The organism is Blastococcus sp. MG754426, from assembly GCF_021699055.1.
In the GTDB taxonomy this organism is placed as follows: Bacteria; Actinomycetota; Actinomycetes; order Mycobacteriales; family Geodermatophilaceae; genus Blastococcus.
On record NZ_SSXC01000020.1, the window covers coordinates 24,699 to 48,017 of the forward strand.

Genomic DNA, 23,319 nt, shown 5'->3' on the forward strand with positions numbered 1-23,319 from the left:
CGGCCGGCGGCTCAGCGCTGGGGCTCGCTGCCCAGCTGGGACTTCAGCGTCGAGACCGCGTCGTCGGCCTTGGCCTGCGCGATGCCCGCGATGCTCTGCAGGCGCGGGTCGTCCTTGGCGTGCTCCCAGGCGCGGCGGATCTGCTCGTAGCGCTCGCGGCCGGCCCGCGACCCCAGCACGTAGCCGGCGCCGAATCCGGCGAGGAACGACAGCTTGGCCACGGGAACCTCCTGCGTGAACGGGCGGTGAACAGCGGACACGGTACCTGTGGCGAGCATCGCGCCGCCGTCCGCGAGCCACCCTCGGGCGGGCTCGGGGCGTGGGGTAGTCTCGTCGGCGCCAGCGGGTCGCGCCCGCTGATCCCCCGTAGCTCAATTGGCAGAGCATGCGACTGTTAATCGCAGGGTTATTGGTTCGAGTCCAATCGGGGGAGCAGCACCGGGCTCCGCCGCATCGACGAGGCCGCACAGGGCTGTTCGCGTCCTCCCTGCCAGAGCGACCGGCGCGGCCGACGCTCCGTCGAGGGCCGGGTCACGCGGCCGGGCCGCCGGTGACCTGACGGGCGCCCCCTGCGGGTGACCGGGAAGCAGCCGGGCCCTCCTCGCGGTTGTCGGTGGCGGGACGGACCCCGACATGGCGGAACCCGGACGGTGCCGCCGACCGGCCCGGAGGAGCACAGATGAAGATCGGCATCATCGGCGCGGGCAACATCGGCGGCAACCTCACCCGGAGGCTCGCCGCCCTTGGGCACGACGTATCCGTGGCCAACTCACGCGGCCCCGGGACCCTCGCGGAGCTCGCCGCCGAGACCGGCGCCACCGCCGTCCCGGTCGAGCAGGCCGCCCGGGACGCCGAGGTCGTCGTGGTGGCCGTCCCGCAGCGCAGCGTGCCCGACCTCCCCGCCGGGGTGCTCGACGGCGCGGCCCCGGGTGCTGTCGTCGTCGACACGGGCAACTACTACCCGCAGCGCGACGGTCGGATCGTCCCCATCGAGGACGGGACGACGGAGAGCCGGTGGGTCGCCGACCAGCTCGGGCGCCCGGTCGTCAAGGCGTTCAACGGCATCTACGCCCAGCACCTGCTCGACGCCGGCCGGCCCGCAGGGGCACCGGACCGCCGGGCGCTCCCCGTGGCCGGCGACGACGCCGCCGCCAAGCAGGTGGTGATCGACCTGCTCGACGAGCTGGGCTTCGACGGGGTCGATGCCGGCGATCTCGACGGTTCGTGGCGGCAGCAGCCCGGCACACCGGTGTACGGCGCCACCGCTGACGCGGACGGCGTCCGTCGACTGCTGGCGCAGGCGAGCCCTGAGCGGACCGCGGAGTGGCGCGCCTGACCTGATCGGGGGCCCGGGCCGGGTCAGGTGGGACCGCGACGGCCGTCGAGGTCGGCGACCAGGCGCCTCGGCGCCCGTGTACGCCAGGCCTCCTCCACCAGCTCGGTGAGCTCCCCGGCCGGGATGCGTTCGAGCCGCACCAGGACGACGGGGTACCCGGCGAAGTGCGGGGTGGTGAGGAAGGCGGCGGGCGCCGACGCGAGCAGCGCGGCCTTCTCGCCCTCGTCCGCCACGCGCACCCCCAGCAGCGGCTCGTCCTCGTCCGGCGCCGCGTCGCCGAGCGCCGCCCGTTCCCCCTGCCGGAGCGGCCGCGCCCACACGAACGCCTTCCCGCGCACCCGCCACGAGGGGTGCCCGCCGTACGAGGGGTGCTCGTCGGTCTCCGGCAGCCCCGAGACGAGCCGCCGGACGTCGTCCCAGGTCGCCACCCCCGCAGTGTGGCCCCGCAGGGCCCGCGGGTGGGAGGGTGCCCGTGCCGCGCACCGCGCGACGGCTTGGAACCGTGCAGAGAGGGACGACCGTGCCGACCGACCCCTTCGCCGCCTTCCGGGCGGCCGTGGAGTACCGCGACGTCGACGCCGCGGTGCGGCTGTTCAGCGACGACTGCGTCTTCCTGTCGCCGATCGTGCACGAGCCCTACCGCGGCACCGGGCCGCTGCGCGCGATCCTCACCGGGGTGATGTCGGTGTTCGAGGACTTCCGCTACACCGCCTCGTACGGGGGCGACGGCGGGCACGTCCTCGCCTTCGACACCCGGGTCGGCGACCGCGCCCTCCAGGGCGTGGACATCCTGCGCGGCCGCGACGGCGTGCTCACCGAGCTGACCGTGATGGTCCGCCCCTACTCGGCCGCGACCGCGCTCCGCGAGCGGATGGCGGCGCTGCTCGCGTGAGCCGGGGGAGGCGTCGGCCGGCCCCCGTAGGGTGCGGCGGGCAGCCGTCGGCAGCAGGGAGGACGAGGCGATGACCACCGGTCCCGGCCAGGAGACCGCCCACGACGACCGGCCGCCGGTCACGATCTTCGGCCCCGACTTCCCGTTCGCGTTCGACGACTGGATCACCCACCCCTCGGGCCTGGGCGCGATCCCACCGGATCGGCACGGCGAGGAGGTCGCGATCGTCGGCGCGGGCATCTCCGGCCTGGTCGCCGCCTACGAGCTGATGAAGCTGGGCCTCAAGCCCGTCCTCTACGAGGCCTCCCAGATGGGCGGCCGGCTGCGGTCGGCCCGGTTCGAGGGCGCGCCGCCGGAGATCGTCGCCGAGCTGGGCGGCATGCGGTTCCCGGTCTCGTCGACCGCCTTCTACCGCTACGTCGACCTGCTCGGCCTGGAGACGCGGCCCTTCCCGAACCCGCTGACCCCGGCGTCGGGCAGCACGGTCATCGACATCGAGGGGGAGACGCACTACGCGGAGTCCTCGGAGGCGCTGCCGAAGCTGTTCCGCGAGGTCGCGGCGGCGTGGGCGGACGCCCTGGGCACGGTGCGGTTCGCCGAGATCCAGGACGCGATCCGGGCGCGCGACGTGAAGACGCTCAAGTCCCTGTGGGACGAGCTGGTGCCGCTCTGGGACGACCGCACCTTCTACGACTTCATCGCCAGCTCCGAGGCGTTCTCCCGGCTGTCGTTCCACCACCGCGAGGTCTTCGGCCAGGTGGGCTTCGGCACCGGCGGGTGGGACTCGGACTTCCCGAACTCGATGCTCGAGATCTTCCGCGTGGTGATGACGAACTGCGACGAGGACCAGCGCTTCGTCGTCGGCGGGGTGGAGCAGGTCCCGTGGGGCCTGTGGAACCACGCCCCTGACGCGCCCGCGCACTGGCCGGCCGGCACGACGCTGGCGAAGCTGCACTCCGGCGGGCCGCGGGCCGGCGTCGCCGCCGTCTCCCGCGCCGCCGACGGCAGCTTCGCCGTCACGGACGCCTGGGGGCACACCGCCCGCTACCCGGCGGTGCTGGTCACCTGCCAGAGCTGGCTGCTGACGACGACGATCGACTGCGACGAGGACCTCTTCGCGCAGAAGATGTGGACGGCGCTGGACCGCACCCGGTACATGCAGTCGTCGAAGACCTTCGTGATGGTCGACCGGCCGTTCTGGAAGGACAAGGACCCGGTCACCGGCCGCGACGTCATGAGCATGACCCTCACCGACCGGCTCACCCGCGGCACGTACCTGTTCGACCACGGCGACGACAAGCCCGGTGTCATCTGCCTGACCTACTCGTGGATGAGCGACGCGCTGAAGATGCTCCCGTACCCGGTCGACCAGCGGGTGCGCCTGGCGCTGGGCGCGCTGAAGAAGATCTACCCCGACCTGGACATCGCGCGGCACATCATCGGCGACCCCATCACGGTCTCGTGGGAGGCCGACGCGCACTTCCTCGGCGCCTTCAAGGGCGCGCTGCCCGGGCACTACCGCTACAACCACCGGATGTACGCGCAGTTCGTGCAGGACGACTTCCCGGCCGAGCACCGCGGGATCTTCCTGGCCGGCGACGACGTCTCGTGGACGCCCGCCTGGGTCGAGGGCGCGGTGCAGACGTCGCTCAACGCGGTCTGGGGCATCATGCGGCACTTCGGCGGGGGCACCCACCCCGAGAACCCGGGCCCCGGCGACGTGTTCGCCGAGGTCGGCCCGGTCGCGCTCCCGGACTAGCGCGGACGGCTCCGGTCCGGACGGCGCAGCGGCAGCCGGTCCTCGCCGCCCGGCCGCACCGCCAGCACCTGGTTCACGCCCACCCGGTGCCGCTCGAAGGCCAGCGCCGACCCCGCCAGGTACAGCCGCCACACCCGCGCCCGCCCGGGCGAGGACTCCCGCACCGCCTCCTCCCAGTTCTCCTCGAGGTTGCGCACCCACGCACGGCAGGTGAGCGCGTAGTGCCGGCGCAGCGCCTCGACGTCGACGACCTCGAACCCCGCCTCCTCCAGCACCCGCACGTGGGTCGCCACCGGCTGCAGCTCGCCGTCGGGGAAGACGTACCGGGTGAGGAACGACCCCGGGTCCGGGCGGTCCGGCCCGGCGGCCGGCCCCCGCGCGATCGCATGGTTGAGCAGCCGCCCACCGGGGGCCAGCAGCGCGTGCAGCCGGGCGGCGTAGGCGGGCAGCTGGTCGTGGCCCACGTGCTCGGCCATGCCGACCGACGCGATCGCGTCGAAGGGTCCGTCGTCGACCTCGCGGTAGTCCTGCAGCCGGATCTCGACGCGGTCGGCCAGCCCGGCCTCGGTCACCCGCCGGCGGGCCAGGTCGGCCTGTGCTCCGGAGATGGTCACGCCCACCACCGAGACCCCGTACCGCGACGCGGCGTGGAGGGCGAGCGACCCCCAGCCGCAGCCGACGTCGAGCAGCCGCATCCCGGGCTCCACCCCGAGCTTGCGGCAGACCAGGTCGAGCTTGGCCTCCTGCGCCGCCTCGAGCGTGGCGCCGGGGCCCGGGAAGTACGCGCAGCTGTAGACCAGCGAGGGGCCCAGCAGCAGCCGGTAGAAGTCGTTCCCGACGTCGTAGTGGTGGCTGATCGCGCTCCGGTCGCGGCGCAGCGAGTGGCGCAGCCCGCGCAGGCGGGCCTCCTCGGCGGGCGGCGCAGGCGGTGGCCCGGGGACCCGGAGCCGCAGCAGGGGGCCGGCCAGGCGGACCAGGGCCCGCCGGTCCAGCCGCAGCTCCGGTCGGGCCGGCAGGTCGTCGGGGAAGCTCAGTGCCGCGTAGAGGTCGCCCTCGACGTCGAGGTCGCCGCTGACGTAGGCCCGGGCGAGCCCCAGTTCCCCGGGCGCGAACACCAGGCGGCGCAGCGCCCGCCGGTTCCGCACCACCAGGGTCGGGGCGCCGTCGACGACGGACTCCGAGCCGTCCCAGCAGCGCACCGACAGCGGCAGCGGGGCGCCCAGCAGGGTCCTGGCCAGTTCGTCCACCAACCCGCTCGCTCCCCGGTGCGCCATGCGCCCGACCCTGGCAGATCGACCGCCCCCGGCGGGAGGGGTCCGGCCGCGGGCGCCCTCAGACCAGGCCGAGCAGGAACGCCCCGGCCGTCCACGCGCCCAGCCCGGTCAGCGCCGCCGCGAGCACGACGAGCAGGACGACCCACGCCGCGGCGAGCCGGTCGGGCCACGTCGCCCCGTGGAGCTCCGGTGCCACCGGGTCCGGGAGCGGCCGGGCGAGCCACTGGGCGGCGTGCTCCTGCGTGCAGAAGTCGGCGTCCAGGAAGCGCAGCCCCTCGGCCTCGTCGGACCGGGTGACCTCCAGGTGCAGCCAGCCCCGGCCGCCGTCCACGTCCGCCCACGGCCGGCCGCAGGTGGCACAGGCGGAGGCGTCCGCAGGATCGGGCGGGAGCACGCCCGGCACGCTAACGGCGGCTCCGCGCGCGTCCGGGCAGGCGCACCCTCCGGTGTCCGGACCGTGACCTCCACCGGCTTGCTCCGCGTGCGCCCCGGGCCCAGGCTGGGGCGCAGGACGGGCCGGTCGAGCGGAGGAGGGGGCATGCGCGCCCAGCGGCGGACGCGTGCGGGCAGCGGCGCCCGGGCGAGCCGGGTCGCCGTGGCCGCGGCCCTCGCGGTGGCGGGCCTGGCCGGCTGCGGCGACGACGCGACCGGCCCCACGGCGCAGGAGGTGGCGGCGCTCGCCGACGAGATCGACGGGCTGCGGGACCGCGTCGAGGCGCTGGAGGAACGTCCGGTGCCGTCGGCCGCCCCCACCACGCCCTCGGCCGAGGCGCCCCCGACCGACAACGGGGAGCAGCCCCCGGGCGATGACCCGGCGCAGCCGTTCGAGGACCCCGCCGGCCTGTTCGACGACCCCGAGCCCCTCATCGGTGAGGACGTCACCGTGACGGCGGAGGTGGTCGGCCTGGTCTCGGTCTCCCAGGTGGGCGCCGCCTTCCGGCTCGGCGGCGGGGAGGGGACCACCGTCGGCGTGATCACGGTGACGCCTCCCGGCGAGCTGGAGGTGGGCGACGTCCTCCGGGTGACCGGCCCGGTCGAGCGGGTCCGGCGGAGCTCCTTCGAGGCGGACTTCGGCATCTCCGCCGACGTGCTGGCCGACGACCCCGAGACCCTGTTCGCCGCCCTCGCCGGGGACGTCGCGATCGCGGCCCGGGACATCGAGGTCGTGCGGCAGCCCTCCGGCTGAGGTCCTCTACCGGGTGCTCTCCGGCGCCGGTTCCGGCACCTCGGTCCGCGGGACGGCGGGAGCGGGACCCGGCACCGGGTTCTCGCGCAGGTGCACCAGGACGCGGTAGGAGACCGCCACGAGCGGCACGGCCAGCAGCGCACCGGCCAGGCCCCACAGCATCGTCCCGGCGGTGACCGCGACGAGGATGACCACCGGGTGCAGCCGCAGGGCCCGCCCGACGATGACCGGGTGCAGGACGTTGCCCTCGACCTGCTGCACGACCAGGACGGCGACCAGCACGATGACCGCGTCGGTCAGCCCGTTGGTCACCAGCGTGACGAGCACGGCCACCGCCCCGCTCACCGTCGCCCCGAACAGCGGGACGAACGCGCCGAGGAAGGTCAGCAGGGTCAGCGACGGCCACAGCGGAACCCCCAGGACCAGCAGCGCCGCACCGATGCCCACGGCGTCGATGAGCGCCACGATGACGACGCCGCGCACGTACTGGGAGAGGGTCGTCCACGCCGTCCGGCCGGCGCCGTCGACCTGCTCGCGGCGCCGGGCGGGTGCCAGCCGCAGCGCCCAGGCCCACATCGACGCGCCGTCCTTGAGCAGGAAGAACGTCAGGAAGGCCACCAGCACCACCGCGGCCAGCACGTAGAGCGCCATCCCCGCCGCGGCCGTCGGCTCCGGCGCGAGCCGGAAGATCCGGTCGACCACCGCGTTGCGCGCCTCGGTCACCTGCTGGGGGTCCAGCCCCAGCGGGCCCTCGATCAGCCAGACCCGGATCCGGTCGATCCCGGCGGCCAGCGGGCGGGCGAGGTCGCGCAGCTCCTCGGCGGCGCGGAACCCCACGAGGAAGCCGACGCCGGCCAGGAGGCCGAACAGCAGGAACACCGACAGCAGCGCGGCCAGCGCCCGGGGGAGCGCCCGGGACAGCAACCGGGTGAACGGGTGCACGATGGCGGTCAGCAGCAGGGCGACGGCGACGGTCACCGTCACCAGCGGCAGCCGCAGCAGGACCCAGAACAGCAGCCAGGCGACCGCGGCCAGCACCAGCAGCGCGGCGCCGACCACGAGGGTCCGCACCGCCCAGGCCGGTGCGGCAGGCGCCACCGGCACGCGGTGCCCGTCCCGAGATGCGGCGACGGCCGGCGTGGGTGCGGCGCCGGCGCCGTCGTCCGCCGCCCGCCTCGGCCACCAGCTCACCGCCGCCGTCCCGCCCGCACACCCGCTCCTCCGGTCGTGGTGGTCCCGCACCGCTCCGCGGCCGGGGGTACCCCCGCATCCTGGGCCACCGCGGCGCGTCCGGCCGGGCGAGCGCCCGGTGCGGGCGGGTTCTGTTGCGGTCCTCTTGCAGATCCGTGTCAGGACGGCGGGCGCCGCGCTGACCACCGCGCGGACGGGCACACCCGGTACAGCGGCCGCCCACGCCGGCCGCCGCGCGCACCCGGAGGTCCCCATGTCCCAGCCCGTCCTCCCCCACCCGGCCGGGGCCCGACCCCGCAGTCTCGCCACCGTCGACGACGACCTCCGCACCTGCGACCGCATCCGCCGGGACGTGGAACGGGAGCTCGCCGAGGTCCGGCGCCGCCAGGAGGAGCTGGCCGAGCTCGCGGCCACCCTGCTCGTGACCCTCGACTGCCGGTCACGGCTCGTCGACCACCTCCTCGACGAGCGGTTGCGGGTGCGGGACGGCGGGTGCCCGCCGCCGTGCTGAGGTCAGCGCACGTTTCCCCGTGGCCGAGCTGGACACCGGACCCGGAGGACGACGCGGGAGGAGACCTCGTGGGCACCGGAACCGGGACCCGGCCGAGCGGGACGACGCCGACGCCGCAGGAGCGGCCGTCCCCCCGGCGAGCGCTGGAGGCGCTCGTCGGGGTGCCGTTCACCGAGGGCAACCGGCTCGCGCTGCTGCGGAACGGGGACGAGACCTTCCCGGCGCTGCTCGCGGCGATCGCGGCCGCCCGGCGGAGCATCGACCTGCTGTGGTTCTCCTGGCGGGGCGGGGAGATCGCCCACCGGATGGCCGGCGCCCTCGCCGAGCGCGCCCGGGCCGGCGTCCGGGTGCGCGTCCTGCTCGACGGCTACGGGGCCAAGCAGATCGACCGGCAGGACCTGCGGACCATGCGGCAGGCCGGGTGCAGCGTCTTCTTCTACCGGCCGCTGCACACGCTGCGCATCGGGGTGTGGAACCAGCGCAGCCACCGGCGGGTGCTGGTCTGCGACGAGACGGTGGCCTTCACCGGCGGCACCGGGGTGGACACCGCGTGGACCGGCGACGGCCGGCACCCCGGCAGCTGGCGGGACACCGCCGTCCGCGTGGAGGGACCCGCCGTCGCCGGGCTGCGCTCGGCGTTCGTGCAGCCCTGGATGCAGGCACAGGTCCGCCTCACCGGTGAGGTGCTGTCCGACCAGGACCCGTTCCCCGAGCTCGGCCCGGCCGGGAGCTCGGCGGTCCAGGTGCTGCGGCCGCCGTCCCAGCCGGGGTGGAGCGAGGCGGCGTTGGCGCTGGCCGCCCTCCTGCACTGCGCGCGGGAGGAGGTCCGCATCACCACGCCCTACGTGCGGCTGCCGCGCTGGCTGCGCCGGGCGGTCGGGACGACGGCACGGCGGGGGGTGCGCGTCCGGCTGCTGGTCGCCGGCCCGCACGTGGAGCGGCCGGCGGTCCACCTGCAGGGCGAGCTGGACTTCCAGGAGCTGCTGGACGCCGGGGTCGAGATCTGGCGGTACCAGCCGGCGCTGCTGCACGCCAAGGTCGTCACCGTCGACGGCGCCCTCGGGATGATCGGCACGGCGAACGTCGACACCCGGTCGTTGGGGCTCAACGAGCAGGTGTGCCTGCTGGCCGACGACCCCGCCGTCGCCGGGGCGCTGGACGCGGACTTCGACGAGGACCTCGCCCGCAGCGTGCAGGTGGACCCGGTGCGCTGGCGCGAGCGGGGCCTGTACCGCCGCACCCTCGAGGTGGCCTCCGACGTCGTCGGCCGGCCGCTGCGCGGCTGGGGCGCCGTCGGGCTGGCCGGCCGCCGTCCCTGACCGTCGCATGACGTTCCCGGGACGAAGGCGGGACGGCGGTGTCCCGCCCGCGCCGGCGGGACACGGGTCGGACGTGGCGGGGACGACGCAGCCGGCGGAGGCACGGACGGGGCGGGCCCACGCGCTGGGCCGGGGGAGCGCGGCGCTGGCCGGGGTGGCCGCGGTGGCCGCCGGGCTCGGCCTGGCCGAGCTCGTCGCCGGGCTGGTCCCGGCGGCGCCCTCCCTGGTGATCGCGGTGGGGGACGCGGTCATCGACAGCGTCCCCGGCTGGCTGGAGCAGTGGGCGATCGCCACCCTGGGTGCCGCCGACAAGCCGGTCCTCCTCGCGGGCATCCTGGTCGTCTCGGTGCTGATCGGCGCGGGGCTGGGCGTGCTCGCCCGGCGCTTCGTCGTCCTCGCCGGCGGCGGCATTGCGCTGTTCGCCACGCTCGGCGTCGTCGCCGCGCTCGCCGACGACCGCAACCCCGTCTTCCTGACCGCGCTCGTGGGCCTGGTCGGGGCGGCGGCCGGGACCGCGGTGCTGGGGTGGCTCGTCGTCGGCCTGCCGCGCCGGGCCGTGCCGGCGCCCGCCGGCGGCCAGGGCTCGACCGACCCCGCCGACCCGGGGACGGTCCCCCTGCTGAGCGAGGTGGACCGGCGCCGTTTCCTCGCGGTGACCGGCGGGGCCACCCTGCTCGGCGTGCTCGCCGGGATCGGCGGCTACCTGCTCTCCGGCCGGGAACGGCTCGACGAGCTGCGGGCGGCCATCCGGCTGCCGGTCCCGGTACGGCAGGCGGGGCCCGTGCCGGCCGGGGCCACCCTCGAGATCCCGGGCATCACGCCGCTGTTCACCCCGAACGCCGAGTTCTACCGGATCGACACCGCGCTGCGGGTGCCCACCGTCGACCCCGACGGCTGGCAGCTCGCGGTCCGCGGGATGGTGGACGACCCGTTCACGCTCACCTACGCCGAGCTCATGGAGCTCCCGCAGATCGAGGCGGACATCACCCTCGCCTGCGTCTCCAACGAGGTGGGCGGCGACCTCGTCGGCACCGCCCGCTGGCAGGGCGTCCCGCTGCGTGCGCTGCTGGAGCGCGCCGGGCTGCAGGAGGGCGCCACGCAGCTGATCGGCCGCTCCGTCGACGGGTTCACCGCGGGCTTCGCGACGATCACCGCGCTCGACGTGGAGGAGGCGATGGTCGCCGTCGCGATGAACGGCGAGCCGCTGCCGGCCGAGCACGGCTTCCCGGCCCGGCTCGTGGTGCCCGGCCTCTACGGCTACGTCTCGGCCACCAAGTGGCTCTCGGCGATCGAGCTCACGGGCTGGGACGTCGACGGCTACTGGATCCCGCGCGGCTGGGCCAAGGAGGGGCCGATCAAGACCCAGACGCGCATCGACGTCCCCGCGTCCGGGAGCACCGTCCCCGCCGCGCGGCGACCCATCGCCGGGGTGGCGTGGGCGCCGACCCGGGGGATCGAACGGGTCGAGGTGCGCATCGACGACGGCCCGTGGCAGGAGGCGGAGCTCGCCGAGGCCCACGACGTCGACGTCTGGCGCCAGTGGTACCTCCCGTGGGACCCGACGCCGGGTCGGCACGTGATCGCCGCACGGGCGACCGACGGGCTGGGCGAGGTGCAGACCGACGAGCGCACCCCCGTGGCACCCGACGGCGCGTCCGGCTACCCGGTGGTCGAGGTCCTCGTGCAGGACTGACGGTCGGTCAGGCCGCGGCGTCCCGCTCGCCGCCGACACGGCCGACCCAGCGGGCCACCTGCTCGACCACCACGTCGGGCTCGGTCAGCGGCAGCATGTGGCCCGCGCCGGGGACCTGCACCAGCTCCCCGTCGGGCAGCGCGGACAGCAGCCGGTGGATCTCCGCGTTCGGCACCTCCGGGTCGCGGTCGCCGTGCACGAGCAGCGTCGGGACGGTGAGGGAGTGCGCCCGGTCGACACCGTCGTCGGCCAGCGCCCCGAGGGCCGACCCGGCCAGCGCCAGCGGCCGGGTGGTCAGGAAGTCGTCCCGCATGCGCGCCACGGCCTCCTGGGGCTCGCCCGGGGCGAAGGCGAAGTGCCGGATGCCGCGGTCGGAGACCGCGCGGACCGGCCGGAGCCGCCGGCCCCACCGCGAGCCGGCGCGCAGGAGCGCGAACCACACGGAGGCCAGCCGGGCGCGCGCCCACGCCGGCAGGTGGCGCCCGGGGAACCCCGGCGCCGTCACCCCCGCGCCGCCGGAGCCGACGAAGACCGCGCCGGTGATGCGGGCGTCCGCGCCGCCGTCCACGTGGCGCAGCAGCACGGCTCCGCCGAGGCTGTGCCCCACGACGACCGCGGAGCCGCCGCGCGGCACGACCGCGCCGAGCACCGCCCCCAGGTCGGCGGCGTGCGACGCCAGGCCGTAGCCGCCGGAGCGCGCGTCGCCGGACTGGGCGTGCCCGCGCAGGTCGTAGGCGACCACCCGGTGGTCCTCGGCGAGCCGCCGCGGCACCTCGCCCCAGGAGTCCGCCGACATCCCCAGCCCGTGCACGAGGACGACCAGGGGCGCGTCCTCGTCCCCCCACGAGTAGAGGGCCAGGCGGGTGCCGTCGAAGGAGGTCACGTCGGTCATGGCGGGCCCCTACCCAGCCGGCCGGCCGCCGCTGCGTCGATGTGGTGACGGTCGCGGTCCTGTCATCCCACCGTCACGGGACGGCGGGGGCCCGCGACGGCGTGGTGGCGCATCGCCGTCACCCCGGGGAGGAGGTACCGGGCGCAGACCAGCACCCACACCGTGCCGAGGACGACCCCGGCGAGGACGTCGGTCGGGTAGTGCGCGGCGGTGTAGATGCGGGAGAGGGCGACCGCCGGGACGACGAGGACGGGCACGGCCAGCACCGCCCACCGCCACCGGCTCCGCGCGAGGGTGATGACGAGCGCGGCCAGCGCGCCGTAGAGCGCCACCGCCGCCGCGACGTGCCCGGAGGGCCAGCTCGCCGCGGTCGGCAGGCCGGAGGTGAGGTCGGCGACGGCCGGCCGGGCGCGTTCCACGGTGCGCGAGACGACGAAGTAGATGCCGAGCTCGCCGACGACGGTGACCAGCACGAAGACCACCGGCCGCCAGCTCCCGGTGACCGCGAGGGCCAGCACGGCCAGGGTCACCGGCACCGCGATCACCATCGCGGTGCCCGACAGGCGCTCCACGGCGTCGGTCACGTCGGTGAGCACCGGCGTGCGCGCCGCGACGAAGGCCTCGACCACGGAGCGGTCGAACCGGCCGAGCGCTGCACCGCCCAGCACGCCGGTGACCAGCAGGCCGAGCACGATCAGGGCGGCCGACAGGGCCGCGGCGGCGACCAGCAGGCGGGTCACGGTGCGTCGGCCGTCGGGCAGGGCCGGCTGGCCGCTCGGTGCGGCGTGCTCCATCGCGCCCGGCTCCACGTCCAGCGGGTCCAGCGGCTCCTCGGTGTGGTGGTGGTGGTCGTGCTGCCAGGCGCGGAAGGCCGCCGTCGTCACCGCGAGGATGCCGGCCCCGAGGGCGTAACCGGCGAGGACGTCGGTGACGAAGTGCACCCCCAGCGCCAGCCGGGTGAACCCGACGGCGAGCGCCACCACGAGGGCGGCCGCCACCACCCACGGCCGGAGCCCACGGCGCACCGCGGGCAGGGCCAGCAGGGCCAGGGTCCCGAAGGTGACCAGGGAGACGGTGGCGTGCCCGCTGGGGAAGCTCGCGTTGGAAGGCAGGTCCGCGACCGGGTCGGCCACCATCGGTCGGGCGCGGTCGACCAGCGCCTTCGTCACGGGCACCAGCACGGGCAGCGAGAGACCGGTGACCGTCGCGAAGACGGCCAGCCGCCGCTGCCCCCGGACGAGCAGGAACACCGTGGTCAGCGTGAAGAGCAGGATGGCGGCGGGGTGCCCGCCGAGGTCGGTCACCGCCTGCAGGACGCGCACCGTCGTGGGGGAGTCGGCCACCGCCTCGTTCAGACCGGCGGCGACGTCGCCGTCCAGCGCGGCCAGCGGCGACCACTCGCGCTGCACCAGCAGGAGCAGCAGCAGGAAGGGCACCAGCCCGGCGAGCAGCGCGACCAGACCGAGGACGGTCCGCACCCCGAAGCGCCCCAGCCCGGTGGTGCTGCGCTCGTCCTGGATGCCGGCACGCTCGTCCACCCGGTTCATGCCCGTCCCCGGTACCCGCGCGGCGGCGGGCACACCGGCCGGGCACCCGACGATCCGATGACGGCTGCCGGCGGCTCAGCGACCGGCCGCCTCCTCCGGCGTCACCGTCGCGATCCGGCGGACGTCGGCGAGCAGGTGCTGCACGCGGGTGTCGCGCAGGCAGCCCTGCATCTCGCGCCGGTCGAACTCGTCGAGCCCGGGCCGCAGCCGGAAGGCGTACACGCCGTCGCCGACCGTCCCGAAGGAGTCCTCGACCACGTCGGCGTTCACCAGCAACCGGCAGGTGCTCACCAGCCCGCGGGTCATCTCCTCGCGCAGCGCCGGGTCCTCCCGGATCTCCACCGCCAGGACCACGTCGGTGTAGGAGCCCTCCGGCAGTGGGACATGCACCGTCATCAGCTCGGCGCGCAGCAGCAGGACCGCGGCGGCGACGACGGCGGCGCCGGCGACCCAGGCGAGCACCCGCTTCACGGCGACGTCGCGGTGGCGGCCGGCCCGAGCAGCACCCGCAGGGCGGGGTCGTCGCCGAACCCGTCGTCGCCGGCGAGGAGCTCGGCCTCCGTGGGCACCAGCGACGTCGCCGGGAAGGCGATCTCCTCCAGCTGGTCGGCGACCTCCCGCTCCACCCCCGCGCGGGCCGAGCCGCCGGCGACCCGCTCGACCAGCCAGGCGATCCCGGAGACGACGAAGCCACCGCCGAGCAGCACCGGGATGAAGATGTGCGTCCGGTCGAGGTCCGCGGGTCGGAGCCAGGTGAACGGCCTGCTCTCCACGGGCGCCGCGCGCAGCCGCTCGAGCGCCCCGGGTGGCCGCTGCGCGGCCGCGGACGCCCGCACGGTCTCGGCCACCGCGTTCAGCCGACGCACGACCAGGCCGGTGCACAGCCCCACCAGGGTGGCGAGGAAGAGGATGCCGACCAGCAGGGCGCGGTGCCACTCCCACCGGTAGACGTAGACGAACAGGTAGCCGCCGGAGCCCAGGAGCGCGAGGACCCCCACCAGCCAGCTCAGCTTCTTCACGAGTCCTCCTCCTCGACGGCGCCGCTGTCCCCGTCCACCCGGACGGTGGTGCCGGGGGTGAACCGCTCCAGCGCGCCGGCGTGGCCGACCACCGTGGGCACCCCCGACTCGCGGGCGAGGATCGCCAGGTGCGCCAGCACGCTCCCCGTCTCGGCGACCAGGCCGGCCAGCCGGGGCAGCACCGGCGCCAGCGAGGGGTCGAGGGTGCGCACCACCAGCACGGCGCCCTCCGGCGGGTCGTCCCCGTGGTGCACCGGCCCGCTGCCCGATCCACCTCCTGCCCCGGTGCCGCCGGCCGCACCGGCGACCGGTACGGGCCGGCCGGTGTCGCTCATCCGGAACCGCGCGGGCAGCGGCTCCCCGGGCTCCTCGGGCGCCGGCCGGAGCACCACCGCCGGGTCGTGGACGGCGGCGGCCAGATCGGCCAGCCGCACCCCGCGCACCTCCTCCGGGTCGCCGAGCCGGCCGGCGGCGGTGAGCCGTTCACCGAGGGCCCAGGCGGCGCGGGCGGTGACCTCCTGCAGCCACCGCACCCGCAGCCGCAACGCCTCCCGCAGCAGCCCGGCGTCGGTCTCCTCGACCGGCGGGGGGCTGTCCGGCGGGTCGACGTCGGGCGGGAGCTGCGGGCGGCGGCAGATCCTCGGCGGGGCGAGGGCGAGCACCACCGGGTTGGCGGCGACGATCTCGGCGTCGGGGAGCCCGGCCTGCCGGGACCGGCCGAGCACGCGCAGCGCGGCGCTCACCCCGGTGAGCCGGGGGGCGTCGGGGTCGACGAGCATGCCCACGAGCACCTCGTGCGCGTGCACCGAGCGCAGCGCCGGGCCGGTGCGGTGCAGCAGGGCGACCAGCTGCCGGTCGGTCAGCTCGCCCAGCGGCGGCACCCCGCCGAGGGCGTGGTCGGCCGCCCCGACCACGTCCCGGGCGAGGGCCGGCAGGGCCGAGCGGAGCCGGCCGACCCGCCAGGAGGCGCGCAGCCGCCGCAGCCGGGGGCGCGGGTCGAGCCGGTCGCGCAGCCGGGGGGCCTCCGGCCGGCGCTCGAGCAGGTCGAGGTCGAGCGCGACCCAGCCGCCCAGGACGCGGACCAGCGGGGAGGCCTCCACGGCGTCCCGGTCGGTGGTTCCGGCCAGCAGCAGGGCGTGCCGCAGCGCGTCGCGCAGCGGCGGAATCCACAGGTCGGCCTCCAGCGGCTGCAGGGGCTCGGGGAAGGTCTCGGCGACGGGGCCCGGCCCGAGCACCGGCCCGTGCGGGCGGCCGCGCGCCTCTGCCGTGACCGGCCGGCTCTGCAGCAGCCGCAGCCGGTTCTCCTCGTCGAAGGCCCACTCCACGTCCTGGGGGCCGTCGAACACCCGGGCCGTGCGCCGCGCCAGGTCGGCCAGCGCCCGCAGCTGCGCCTTCCGCAGCCGCACCCCGCCGTCGCCGCGGGTGACGTCGGTGCGGCGGCCGTCGCGGTCGAGCTCGTAGCGGTCGCCGTCCACCTCGCCGCTCACCAGGCGGTCGGGTCCCCCGGTCACCGCGGCGACGACGAGGCGGTCCTCCCGCCCGGACACGGGGTCGATGCCGAAGAGCACGCCGCCGCTGCGCGCGTCGAGCAGCGGCTGGACCAGCACGGCCAGCGGCTCCCGGCCGGTGAGGGTGTCCGACCCCGCGGCGGCGGTCCCGCGGCTGGCCACGACGGTCGCGACGGCGCGCTCGAACTCCTCGGCGCCCCGCACCCCGACCACCGACTCGAACCGGCCGGCCATCGACGAGTCGCCGAGGTCCTCGACCGTCGAGCTGCTCCGCACCACCAGGGCGCGCCGCCCCTCCGCGGAGAGCTGCCGCCAGGCGACGTGGACGTCGTCGGGCAGGGGGCCACCGGCGGCGAGCCGCTCCACGGCCGCCGTGGTCACCACGAAGCCGGGCACGATCGGCAGGCCCGCCCGGTGCGCCCGCGCGAGGGCGGCCGCCTTCGCCCCGCTGACCTGCCCGTCGGTGGCGGATTCGTCGTCGAGGCCCACCACGGGGGGTGCGTCGGCGACGGGCACGCTGCCCATGCTGTCGTCGGTCGAGGTGGCCGGCATCCCGGAGGGGTAGCCGGAAACGGTGCGACGAGGCCCCTACCGGCGGTTCCGTCGGCAAAACGTAACGGGCTCCATCGCCGGCCCGGCGGGGTAGGGGGAGCCCGTGGACCTCCTCGCCCGCCGTCCGGCACCCGGTGCAGCGTGACCGCGGGCCACGAGCACGAGCTCGCCCGGGGCGTCGGCCGGGCCTTCGGCGGGGCGCTGCTGTTCGCGCTGCCGCTGATGATGACCATGGAGCTGTGGCGCCTGGCGCACACCGTCGAGCGCTACCGGCTGGCGCTGCTGGTGGTCACGACGGTCGCGCTCGTGATCGCCCTGTCGCGGTACTTCGGCACCGGGCCCGGGGGCGTCGGCGTGGGGGGCTACCTCGCCGACGCCGGGGTGGCCCTGCTCGTGGCCGCGGCCACCACCGCGCTGGTGCTCGCCGTGCTGGGGGTCATCGACCCGGTCCGGAACTGGCAGGACGCGCTCGGGGTGACCGCCATCGAGGCGCTCCCCGCCGCGGTCGGGGCCTCCTACGCCCGCAGCCAGCTCGGGCAGCGCAGCCGGCGGAGGGAACCGGACCGGTACGGGCACGAGGTCTTCCTCATGACCGCCGGGGCGATCGTCTTCGCCGCCAACATCGCGCCCACCGAGGAGGTGGTGCTCATGGCGGCCCGGATGAGCACGGTCGGCACCGCGCTGCTCGTCGTCCTGAGCCTGGTCGTCATGCACGGCTTCGTGTACACCGTCGGCTTCCGCGGGCAGGAGCGGTCGACCGGCGGGTTCGTCGGGTCGTTCCTGACCCTGACCGTGGTGGGGTACGCGGCGGCCTTCGCCGTCTCGGCTTACGTGCTGTGGACCTTCGGCCGCTTCGACGGCACGGGCGCCGTCGTCGTGGTGGCGCAGACCGTCGTGCTGGCCTTCCCCGCCAGCGTCGGCGCCGCGGCGGCGCGGCTGATCCTGTGAGGGAGGGGCCGGTGGACGAGCCGGAGGAGGAGACCGGGCGCCCGGAGCGGACGACGGCGGGGGAGTACGCGCTGGGCGCCCTCGGCGGGCTGCTGGTCCTGGTCCTGCTGGCGTTCGTCGCGTTCGAGGCGGTCACCGACGCCGGTGCCGCCCCCGAGCTCGCGGTGAGCGTGACGGCGGTGGAGCCGAGCGGCGAGGGGTGGGCGGTCTCCTTCCGGGTCGAGAACACCGGCGACCGCACGGCCGAGCAGCTGGAGGTGTCCGGCTCGCTCACCCGTGGCGGCCGCGAGGTGGAGGAGTCGTCGGCCACGATCGCCTACGTGCCGCCGGGCAGCCGCCGCAGCGGGGCGCTGCTGTTCTCCGAGGACCCCCGGGACGGTCGGCTCGAGGTCCGCCCGGCCGGCTACGCGTCGCCCTGAGGCCGCGCTCAGCGCTGGGCGAGGTAGGCCGCGGCGGTCTGCCGCAGCCGGTCGTGCACGCCGTCGGCGGCGACGACGCCTTGGCGGCCGAGGTAGGCCTTCGGCAGCTTGGCGACCATCGTGTAGTTGGTGTCCACGACGTTCCCGGCCGGCGCCAGGCCGGCCTGGCTGACCAGCTGGTAGGCGTCGAGCAGGTCCCAGCCGGTGAGCTCGGCGGCCCACGTGACCAGGTCGTGCTGGCTGACCCGGTAGGCGTCCTCGAGCGGCCGGACCGAGCCGGTCGACATCAGGAGGTCGTCGGTCTCGAGCCGGGGCCATGCGGGTCCACCGCCCTTGACCAGGTCGACGACGACGACGGTGCGCATCGCCGCCTCGACGGCGGTGCCGCACACCTCGCCCTCACCCTGCCGGCAGTGCCCGTCACCGATCGACAGCTGCCCGCCGGGGACGTTGACACCGAAGTAGGCCGTCGTCCCCGCCCGCATCTCCGGGGTGTCCATGTTGCCGCCGTGCGCGCCCGGCGTGACGGTCGCGAAGGCCTCGCCCCCGGCCGGTGCCACCCCCACGGTGCCGTGCATCGGGTCGAGCGGGAGCTCCACCTCCGGCCCGCCGCGGCGCGGCCGGAACAGGCAGGTGCCCCGCTCGCGGTCCACCTCGTACAGCCACACGACCTCCTCGAGCGGGTCGTGCAGCATCGCCGTGCTGTGCGTCGCCGTCAGCGCCCCGAAGTGCGGGAACGTCGTGGAGACGGCCCAGTCGCGGGCCGGCGCGATCTCCGCGAAGTGGACGGCGAGGGTGTCGCCGGGTTCGGCGCCCTCGACGTGGATCGGCCCGGTCACCGGGTTGAGCTGCGAGAAGTCGCAGACCTGGCTCGGCAGGTCGTCGGTGCTGGTCACCCGGCCGCCGAAGCAGTCCTCGGTGGTGAGCTCGACGACCGTGCCCGGCCGGACCCGCACCAGCGGCTGGGGTGCGCCGCCGAAGACGTACCGGTACTGGTCGGGGGTGGGGGTGAGCTGGACGACCTCGAGGGCCACGGGTCTCCTCCGTTCGCGGGTGGCGTGCTCCTGCCGGTGACGACAGGTGCCCCAGGATGGCGGAGGGTCGCGGCGGGCACCCGGCGGCCCCCGCAGCCCCGACCGGCACGCACCCCGGCGGGGGAACCGGGGTCCACGCGCGCCTGCGGGCGTGCGAGGGTTTCCCGGAGACCCGATGGAGGAGTTGGCATGACCTGGCCCCGGCCGGTCCCGGTGATCGGTGACCAGACGCACGCCGCCGAGCGGGCCGCCGACCCCGCGGGCTGGGCCTTCGACGCCGCCACGGTGGAGGCGCTGCACACCGTCGTCGGGGCCCGGCGCGACATCCGCCGCTACCGACCCGACCCGGTGCCCCCCGAGCTGCTGCGGTCGGTGCTGGAGGCCGGGCACCGGGCGCCGTCGGTGGGCCACTCGCAGCCGTGGCGCTTCGTCGTCGTCACCGAGCAGGCCACCCGCGACCGCGCCGCCGTGCTCGCCGACCGCGAGCGGTTGCGCCAGGCCGAGCTGCTCACCCCCGACCGCCGCGCACGGCTGCTGGACCTGCAGCTCGAGGGCATCCGCGAGGCGCCGCTGGGCGTCGTCGTCGCCTGCGACCGCCGCGCCCACGCCACCGGGGTGCTGGGCCGGGCGACCTTCCCCGACGCCGACCTCTGGAGCTGCGCCTGCGCGATCCAGAACATGTGGCTGGCCGCCCGCGCCGCGGGGCTGGGCATGGGCTGGGTGACGCTCTTCCAGCCGGCCGACCTGGCCGCGCTCCTGCACCTCCCCGAGGGTGTGCAGACCCTCGGCTGGCTGTGCCTGGGCTGGCCCGACGAGCGCCCACCGGAGCCCGGGCTGGTGCGCCACGGCTGGTCGCACCGGGCGCCGCTGGAGGACGTCGTGCTGCGCGAGCGGTGGCCGTCCGACGACAGCCCCGCCGCCCCGGTCAGCCACCTCGCCGGGCCGCGCCCCGAGGCGGTGGTCGCCGCGCGGGACACCGGTGACGACCTGCTCGCCGTGCCCGGGTCGCTCGGGGTCCTCGACCGCGCCGTCGACCGCGTGCTGGCCCTCCCCGGACCGGTGCCCGACGCCGGCACGCTGGTGGTCGTGGCCGGCGACCACCCCGTCGCCCTGGCGCACGCCGTCTCCGCCTACCCGTCGTCGGTCACCGCCGACGTGCTGGCCGCCACCGGCACCGGGGAGTCGCTGGGGGCGTCGACCGCCCGCCAGGCCGGGCTGCGGGTGCGCGCCCACCACGCGGTCTCCCCGGAGGCGCAGGGCGACCTGCTGACCGCCGACGCCCTGACCGCGGGGGCCGCCGCCGCGCTGGTCGCCGAGGGCCGGGAGCTCGGGCGGGAGCTCGCCGCCACCGGGCTGGTGTGCCTGGGCGAGGTCGGCATCGGCAACACCACGGTGGCGGCCGCGCTCGCCTGCGGGCTGCTCGGCCTCGCCCCGGACGACGCCGTCGGGCTCGGGGCGGGGGCGGACGCGGCGATGCTGGACCGCAAGCGGGCGGTCGTCCGCGGCGCCCTGGACCGGGTCCGGGGCGTGCGCGACCCGATGCCCCTCCTCGCCGCGCTCGGCGGGCCGGAGGTCGCGGTGCTCACCGGCATCACGCTGGGGGCCGCCGCGGCCGGTGCGCCGGTGGTGCTCGACGGCCTGGTCACCTCGGTCGCCGCCGCCGTCGCGGTGCGCCTGGAGCCGGCCGCGCAGGCGGCGCTGATCGCCGGTCAGCGCAGCCGCGAGCGGGGGCACGCCGCCGTCCTCACCGAGCTCGGGCTCGAGCCGCTCCTCGACCTGCGGCTGCGCGCGGGGGAGGGCGTCGGCGCCGCCCTGGCCGCGCAGCTGCTGCTCACCGCGCTGCGCGCCCGGCGCGCCGCCGGGCGGGTGCGGTGATCGGCCGGCCGCCCCGCCGGGTGCTGGTCCTCGGGGGAGCGCGCTCGGGCAAGTCCCGGTACGCCGAGCAGCTGCTGGCCCGGGCCCGCCGGGTGGAGTACGTGGCCTGCGGCCTGCCGGCCGACGGCGGGGACCCCGAGTGGGCCGGCCGTGTGGCGCTGCACCGGGACCGCCGCCCGGCGTCCTGGCGCACCGTCGAGACCGTCGACCTCGTCGGCGTGCTCGGGCAGCCGGGCCCGCCGGTGCTGGTCGACTGCCTCTCCACCTGGCTGGCCCGGGTGATGGACGACTGCGGCGTCTGGACCGGGACCGAGGGCGCCGACGCCCGGCTGGCCGCCGCTGTCGACGACGTCGTCGCCGCCTGGTCGGGCACCCGCCGCCGGGTGGTCGCGGTCAGCAACGAGGTGGGGTCCGGCGTCGTGCCGGCGACGGCCTCGGGCCGCCGCTACCGCGACGAGCTGGGCATCCTCAACGCGCGTGTCGCCGCCGCCTCCCGGCGGGTGTGGCTGCTCACCGCCGGCCTCCCGCAGCGGCTCCGGTGACGGGCGGGGGCCCGCTCGCCGCGCTCGGGGTGTTCAGCGTGCTGCCGGTGCCGGCGTCCGCGCGCACCCCCGGTCCCGGCGTGCTGCGGTGGCTCCCGCTCGTGGGGGCGCTGCTCGGGGCGCTGGCGACCGTGCCGGCGCTGGCGGTGTGGCGGGGGAGCGACGGGGGCGCCCCGCTGCTGGCCGCCGCGCTGGTGGTCGGCGCGCTGGCGCTGCTGACCCGCGGGCTGCACCTGGACGGCGCCGCCGACCTCGCCGACGGGCTGGGCAGCGGCCGGCCGGCCGACCAGGCGCTGGCGATGATGCGGCGACCGGACGTCGGCGCCTTCGGGGTGGCCGCGCTGGCCTGCCTGCTGCTCGTGCAGGTGGCGGCGCTGGCGGCGGTGCTGGGGGAGTCATCCCTGGCCGGCGGCCTGGTGGGGGTCGTCCTGGCGACGACGGCCGGCCGGGTGGCGGTGCTGCACGCGGCCGCGCGGCCGGCGGCGGACGGCTCCGCGCTCGGGGTGCTGGTGGCCGGGGCCGGCTCGCCGGTGGTGCGGTGGACGGCGACGGTGCTGCTGGTCGCCGGCGCGGTCGGGCTGCGGCTGCTGGCGGGCGGGTCCGCGGCCGACGTGGTGTGGGCCGTCGCCGCCGTGCTGGTCGCGCCGGCGGTCGGCGCGGCGCTCGCCGCGCACGCGGCCCGCCGGCTGGGCGGGGTCACCGGCGACGTCTTCGGCGCCGTGGTGGAGACCGGGACGGCCGCGGCGCTGGTCGTGCTCGCCGCCGGTACCACGTGGACCTGACCGGATCACTCCCGCGTGGCGGTGCGCGCCCACCGCCGGGGGCTGGCGCCGGTCCAGCGCCGGAAGGCGTGCACGAATGCCGACGCCTCCGAGTAGCCGACCCGCTCGGCCACCTCCTCCACGCTGAGGCCCACGGTCACCAGCAGCTCCTCGGCCAGGTGCCGGCGGGTCTGGTCCAGGACGGCGCGGAAGCTCGTCCCCTCCTCGGCGAGCCGGCGGCGGAGGGTGCGCACGCTCACGTGCAGCTCGGCGGCGACCTCCTCCTGCCCGGGCATGCGCTGCGGCTGCCGGAGCAGGAGGTCGCGCACCTGACCGCTGAGCCCCCGGCGGGACACCAGTCGCTCGAGCAGCTCCCGGCACTGCGCCTCGCACAGGGCCGCGGTCAGCGGGGCCGCCTGGGGGAGCGGCTGGTCGAGCAGCGCGGCGTCGAAGACCACGGTCGACCGCGGGGCGGCGAACCTCGGCGGCACGCCGAACGCCGCGGCGTAGGGCGCCGGGTCGGCCGGGGCGGGCAGCCGGAGCTCCACCCGCCGGGGCACGACCGGCCGGCCGAGGGACTCCCGCCACAGCTGGAGCGCCGCCGTCGCGTCGCGCAGCAGGACGAACCGGCGCACGGGCTCGGGCACGTCGAGGTCGTCGAAGAACAGGCGGAGCTCGCCTCCGTCCTCCACGGCGCTGACCCGGGTGAGCGCGTAGGTGAGGTCGAGGAAGCGCATCGCGACCTCGTGCCCGGCGCGCAGGGTGCGGCTGGAGAGGAGTGCGAACCCCCAGATGCCGTAGGTGGCCAGCCGGTACCGGTTGCCGGCGGCCAGGCCGCTGTCCTCGGGCAGCGCGGCGGCGAGCGCCGCCACGAGCCGCACCTCCTGCTCGGCGGCGATCTCCGCCTCCGGGTCGGCCAGCTCGGCCTCGGTGACGCCGGCCGCGGCGAGCAGGCCGGCCCGCGGCAAGCCGTGCTCCTCGCCGAGCGCGCACAGCAGCGCCGCGCTGCCCGTGCCCCGGGAGGCGGCGTGGACGGGGTTGGCCGAAATCATCAAGATGAG

Annotated in this window: 24 protein-coding genes and 1 tRNA gene; 13 read left to right on the forward strand and 12 right to left on the reverse strand. The window is 76.7% G+C overall.

Annotated features, from left to right (window positions below; translation table 11 throughout):
* Window positions 1–11: 11 nt before the first annotated feature.
* A complete protein-coding gene (locus E9549_RS09255) occupies window positions 12–221 on the reverse strand; it encodes a hypothetical protein (RefSeq protein ID WP_236826254.1) in 210 nt (69 codons plus the stop codon).
* A 139-nt stretch (window positions 222–360) separates the two neighbouring features.
* On the opposite strand from E9549_RS09255, the gene E9549_RS09260 reads away from it, so the two are divergent.
* Both E9549_RS09260 and E9549_RS09265 read left to right on the forward strand, forming a co-directional pair.
* Window positions 361–433: transfer RNA gene (locus E9549_RS09260), tRNA-Asn, on the forward strand.
* Window positions 434–679: 246 nt separating this feature from the next.
* Window positions 680–1,336 (forward strand): NADPH-dependent F420 reductase, encoded by a 657-nt coding sequence (locus E9549_RS09265; protein ID WP_236826255.1) that lies wholly within the window; start codon window positions 680–682, stop codon window positions 1,334–1,336.
* Window positions 1,337–1,359: 23 nt separating this feature from the next.
* Here E9549_RS09265 and E9549_RS09270 read toward each other — a convergent pair whose 3' ends face one another.
* Complete coding sequence (locus E9549_RS09270) at window positions 1,360–1,764, reverse strand: MmcQ/YjbR family DNA-binding protein (protein WP_236826256.1); 405 nt, start codon at window positions 1,762–1,764, stop codon at window positions 1,360–1,362.
* A gap of 92 nt (window positions 1,765–1,856) precedes the next feature.
* On the opposite strand from E9549_RS09270, the gene E9549_RS09275 reads away from it, so the two are divergent.
* Complete coding sequence (locus tag E9549_RS09275) at window positions 1,857–2,228, forward strand: nuclear transport factor 2 family protein (protein ID WP_236826257.1); 372 nt, start codon at window positions 1,857–1,859, stop codon at window positions 2,226–2,228.
* Between the two features lie 70 nt (window positions 2,229–2,298).
* Complete coding sequence (locus E9549_RS09280; RefSeq protein WP_236826258.1) at window positions 2,299–3,987, forward strand: NAD(P)/FAD-dependent oxidoreductase; 1,689 nt, start codon at window positions 2,299–2,301, stop codon at window positions 3,985–3,987.
* Here the strand turns inward: E9549_RS09280 and E9549_RS09285 are convergent.
* Together E9549_RS09285 and E9549_RS09290 are read right to left on the reverse strand one after the other, a co-directional pair.
* The gene (locus tag E9549_RS09285; RefSeq protein WP_236826259.1) at window positions 3,984–5,261 is read right to left on the reverse strand and encodes a cyclopropane-fatty-acyl-phospholipid synthase family protein; all 1,278 of its coding nucleotides are present in this window, start codon (window positions 5,259–5,261) and stop codon (window positions 3,984–3,986) included. The two genes, E9549_RS09280 and E9549_RS09285, sit on opposite strands and share 4 nt — an antisense overlap.
* A gap of 58 nt (window positions 5,262–5,319) precedes the next feature.
* A complete protein-coding gene (locus E9549_RS09290; RefSeq protein ID WP_236826260.1) occupies window positions 5,320–5,655 on the reverse strand; it encodes a hypothetical protein in 336 nt (111 codons plus the stop codon).
* A gap of 144 nt (window positions 5,656–5,799) precedes the next feature.
* On the opposite strand from E9549_RS09290, the gene E9549_RS09300 reads away from it, so the two are divergent.
* On the forward strand, window positions 5,800–6,447 hold the full coding sequence (locus E9549_RS09300) for a hypothetical protein (RefSeq protein WP_236834586.1): 648 nt from the start codon (window positions 5,800–5,802) through the stop codon (window positions 6,445–6,447).
* 6 nt (window positions 6,448–6,453) lie between these two features.
* Here the strand turns inward: E9549_RS09300 and E9549_RS09305 are convergent, their stop codons facing one another.
* Window positions 6,454–7,545, reverse strand: coding sequence for an AI-2E family transporter (locus E9549_RS09305; protein WP_236826262.1), 1,092 nt, complete (start codon window positions 7,543–7,545; stop codon window positions 6,454–6,456).
* A 346-nt stretch (window positions 7,546–7,891) separates the two neighbouring features.
* Here E9549_RS09305 and E9549_RS09310 point away from each other — a divergent pair, with 346 nt between their 5' ends.
* From E9549_RS09310 to E9549_RS09320, 3 genes are all read left to right on the forward strand, one after another.
* Window positions 7,892–8,149 carry a hypothetical protein gene (locus E9549_RS09310; RefSeq protein WP_236826263.1) on the forward strand — a complete coding sequence of 86 codons (258 nt, stop codon included), beginning with the start codon at window positions 7,892–7,894 and terminating at the stop codon, window positions 8,147–8,149.
* A 68-nt stretch (window positions 8,150–8,217) separates the two neighbouring features.
* Window positions 8,218–9,468, forward strand: a complete 1,251-nt coding sequence (locus E9549_RS09315; RefSeq protein WP_236826264.1) for a phospholipase D-like domain-containing protein — start codon at window positions 8,218–8,220, stop codon at window positions 9,466–9,468.
* A 73-nt stretch (window positions 9,469–9,541) separates the two neighbouring features.
* Window positions 9,542–11,161, forward strand: a complete 1,620-nt coding sequence (locus E9549_RS09320; protein WP_236826265.1) for a molybdopterin-dependent oxidoreductase — start codon at window positions 9,542–9,544, stop codon at window positions 11,159–11,161.
* Between the two features lie 7 nt (window positions 11,162–11,168).
* Here E9549_RS09320 and E9549_RS09325 read toward each other — a convergent pair whose 3' ends face one another.
* The 5 genes from E9549_RS09325 to E9549_RS09345 all read right to left on the reverse strand — a co-directional run bounded on the left by E9549_RS09325 (window position 11,169) and on the right by E9549_RS09345 (window position 16,679).
* Complete coding sequence (locus E9549_RS09325; protein WP_236826266.1) at window positions 11,169–12,053, reverse strand: alpha/beta fold hydrolase; 885 nt, start codon at window positions 12,051–12,053, stop codon at window positions 11,169–11,171.
* Window positions 12,054–12,115: 62 nt separating this feature from the next.
* Window positions 12,116–13,600, reverse strand: a complete 1,485-nt coding sequence (locus E9549_RS09330) for a phosphatase PAP2 family protein (RefSeq protein ID WP_236826267.1) — start codon at window positions 13,598–13,600, stop codon at window positions 12,116–12,118.
* A 75-nt stretch (window positions 13,601–13,675) separates the two neighbouring features.
* Complete coding sequence (locus E9549_RS09335) at window positions 13,676–14,071, reverse strand: hypothetical protein (RefSeq protein WP_236826268.1); 396 nt, start codon at window positions 14,069–14,071, stop codon at window positions 13,676–13,678.
* Window positions 14,068–14,619, reverse strand: a complete 552-nt coding sequence (locus E9549_RS09340; RefSeq protein ID WP_236826269.1) for a hypothetical protein — start codon at window positions 14,617–14,619, stop codon at window positions 14,068–14,070. Before E9549_RS09340 ends, E9549_RS09335 begins: the two co-directional genes overlap by 4 nt.
* Complete coding sequence (locus tag E9549_RS09345) at window positions 14,616–16,679, reverse strand: PEP/pyruvate-binding domain-containing protein (RefSeq protein WP_236826270.1); 2,064 nt, start codon at window positions 16,677–16,679, stop codon at window positions 14,616–14,618. The genes E9549_RS09340 and E9549_RS09345 overlap by 4 nt, the downstream gene beginning before the upstream one ends.
* A 141-nt stretch (window positions 16,680–16,820) precedes the next feature.
* Between E9549_RS09345 and E9549_RS09350 the strand changes: the two genes are divergently transcribed.
* A complete protein-coding gene (locus E9549_RS09350) occupies window positions 16,821–17,627 on the forward strand; it encodes a TIGR02587 family membrane protein (protein ID WP_236826271.1) in 807 nt (268 codons plus the stop codon).
* 11 nt (window positions 17,628–17,638) lie between these two features.
* Window positions 17,639–18,046, forward strand: a complete 408-nt coding sequence (locus E9549_RS09355; protein ID WP_236826272.1) for a hypothetical protein — start codon at window positions 17,639–17,641, stop codon at window positions 18,044–18,046.
* An 8-nt stretch (window positions 18,047–18,054) separates the two neighbouring features.
* Here E9549_RS09355 and E9549_RS09360 read toward each other — a convergent pair whose 3' ends face one another.
* Complete coding sequence (locus tag E9549_RS09360; RefSeq protein WP_236826273.1) at window positions 18,055–19,080, reverse strand: acetamidase/formamidase family protein; 1,026 nt, start codon at window positions 19,078–19,080, stop codon at window positions 18,055–18,057.
* A 189-nt stretch (window positions 19,081–19,269) separates the two neighbouring features.
* On the opposite strand from E9549_RS09360, the gene bluB reads away from it, so the two are divergent.
* Genes bluB through E9549_RS09375 form a run of 3 tightly spaced genes read left to right on the forward strand, consistent with a single transcriptional unit; the run spans window position 19,270 to window position 22,279 of the window.
* Window positions 19,270–20,955, forward strand: a complete 1,686-nt coding sequence (gene bluB / locus E9549_RS09365; protein WP_236826274.1) for a 5,6-dimethylbenzimidazole synthase — start codon at window positions 19,270–19,272, stop codon at window positions 20,953–20,955.
* The gene (locus tag E9549_RS09370) at window positions 20,952–21,497 is read left to right on the forward strand and encodes a bifunctional adenosylcobinamide kinase/adenosylcobinamide-phosphate guanylyltransferase (RefSeq protein ID WP_236826275.1); all 546 of its coding nucleotides are present in this window, start codon (window positions 20,952–20,954) and stop codon (window positions 21,495–21,497) included. The genes bluB and E9549_RS09370 overlap by 4 nt, the downstream gene beginning before the upstream one ends.
* The gene (locus E9549_RS09375; protein WP_236826276.1) at window positions 21,494–22,279 is read left to right on the forward strand and encodes an adenosylcobinamide-GDP ribazoletransferase; all 786 of its coding nucleotides are present in this window, start codon (window positions 21,494–21,496) and stop codon (window positions 22,277–22,279) included. Before E9549_RS09370 ends, E9549_RS09375 begins: the two co-directional genes overlap by 4 nt.
* Before the next feature lie 5 nt (window positions 22,280–22,284).
* On the opposite strand, the gene E9549_RS09380 is transcribed toward E9549_RS09375, so the two are convergent.
* On the reverse strand, window positions 22,285–23,310 hold the full coding sequence (locus tag E9549_RS09380) for an AraC family transcriptional regulator (RefSeq protein WP_236826277.1): 1,026 nt from the start codon (window positions 23,308–23,310) through the stop codon (window positions 22,285–22,287).
* Window positions 23,311–23,319 lie beyond the last annotated feature (9 nt).

Coding starts and splice junctions, on each gene's coding strand:
- E9549_RS09265 (WP_236826255.1), top strand. CDS start 680: ATGAAGATCGGCATCATCGGCGCGGGCAACATCGGCGGCAACCTCACC.
- E9549_RS09280 (WP_236826258.1), top strand. CDS start 2,299: ATGACCACCGGTCCCGGCCAGGAGACCGCCCACGACGACCGGCCGCCG.
- E9549_RS09285 (WP_236826259.1), bottom strand. CDS start 5,261: ATGGCGCACCGGGGAGCGAGCGGGTTGGTGGACGAACTGGCCAGGACC.
- E9549_RS09300 (WP_236834586.1), top strand. CDS start 5,800: ATGCGCGCCCAGCGGCGGACGCGTGCGGGCAGCGGCGCCCGGGCGAGC.
- E9549_RS09310 (WP_236826263.1), top strand. CDS start 7,892: ATGTCCCAGCCCGTCCTCCCCCACCCGGCCGGGGCCCGACCCCGCAGT.
- E9549_RS09325 (WP_236826266.1), bottom strand. CDS start 12,053: ATGACCGACGTGACCTCCTTCGACGGCACCCGCCTGGCCCTCTACTCG.
- E9549_RS09330 (WP_236826267.1), bottom strand. CDS start 13,600: ATGAACCGGGTGGACGAGCGTGCCGGCATCCAGGACGAGCGCAGCACC.
- E9549_RS09345 (WP_236826270.1), bottom strand. CDS start 16,679: ATGCCGGCCACCTCGACCGACGACAGCATGGGCAGCGTGCCCGTCGCC.
- bluB (WP_236826274.1), top strand. CDS start 19,270: ATGACCTGGCCCCGGCCGGTCCCGGTGATCGGTGACCAGACGCACGCC.
- E9549_RS09380 (WP_236826277.1), bottom strand. CDS start 23,310: ATGATTTCGGCCAACCCCGTCCACGCCGCCTCCCGGGGCACGGGCAGC.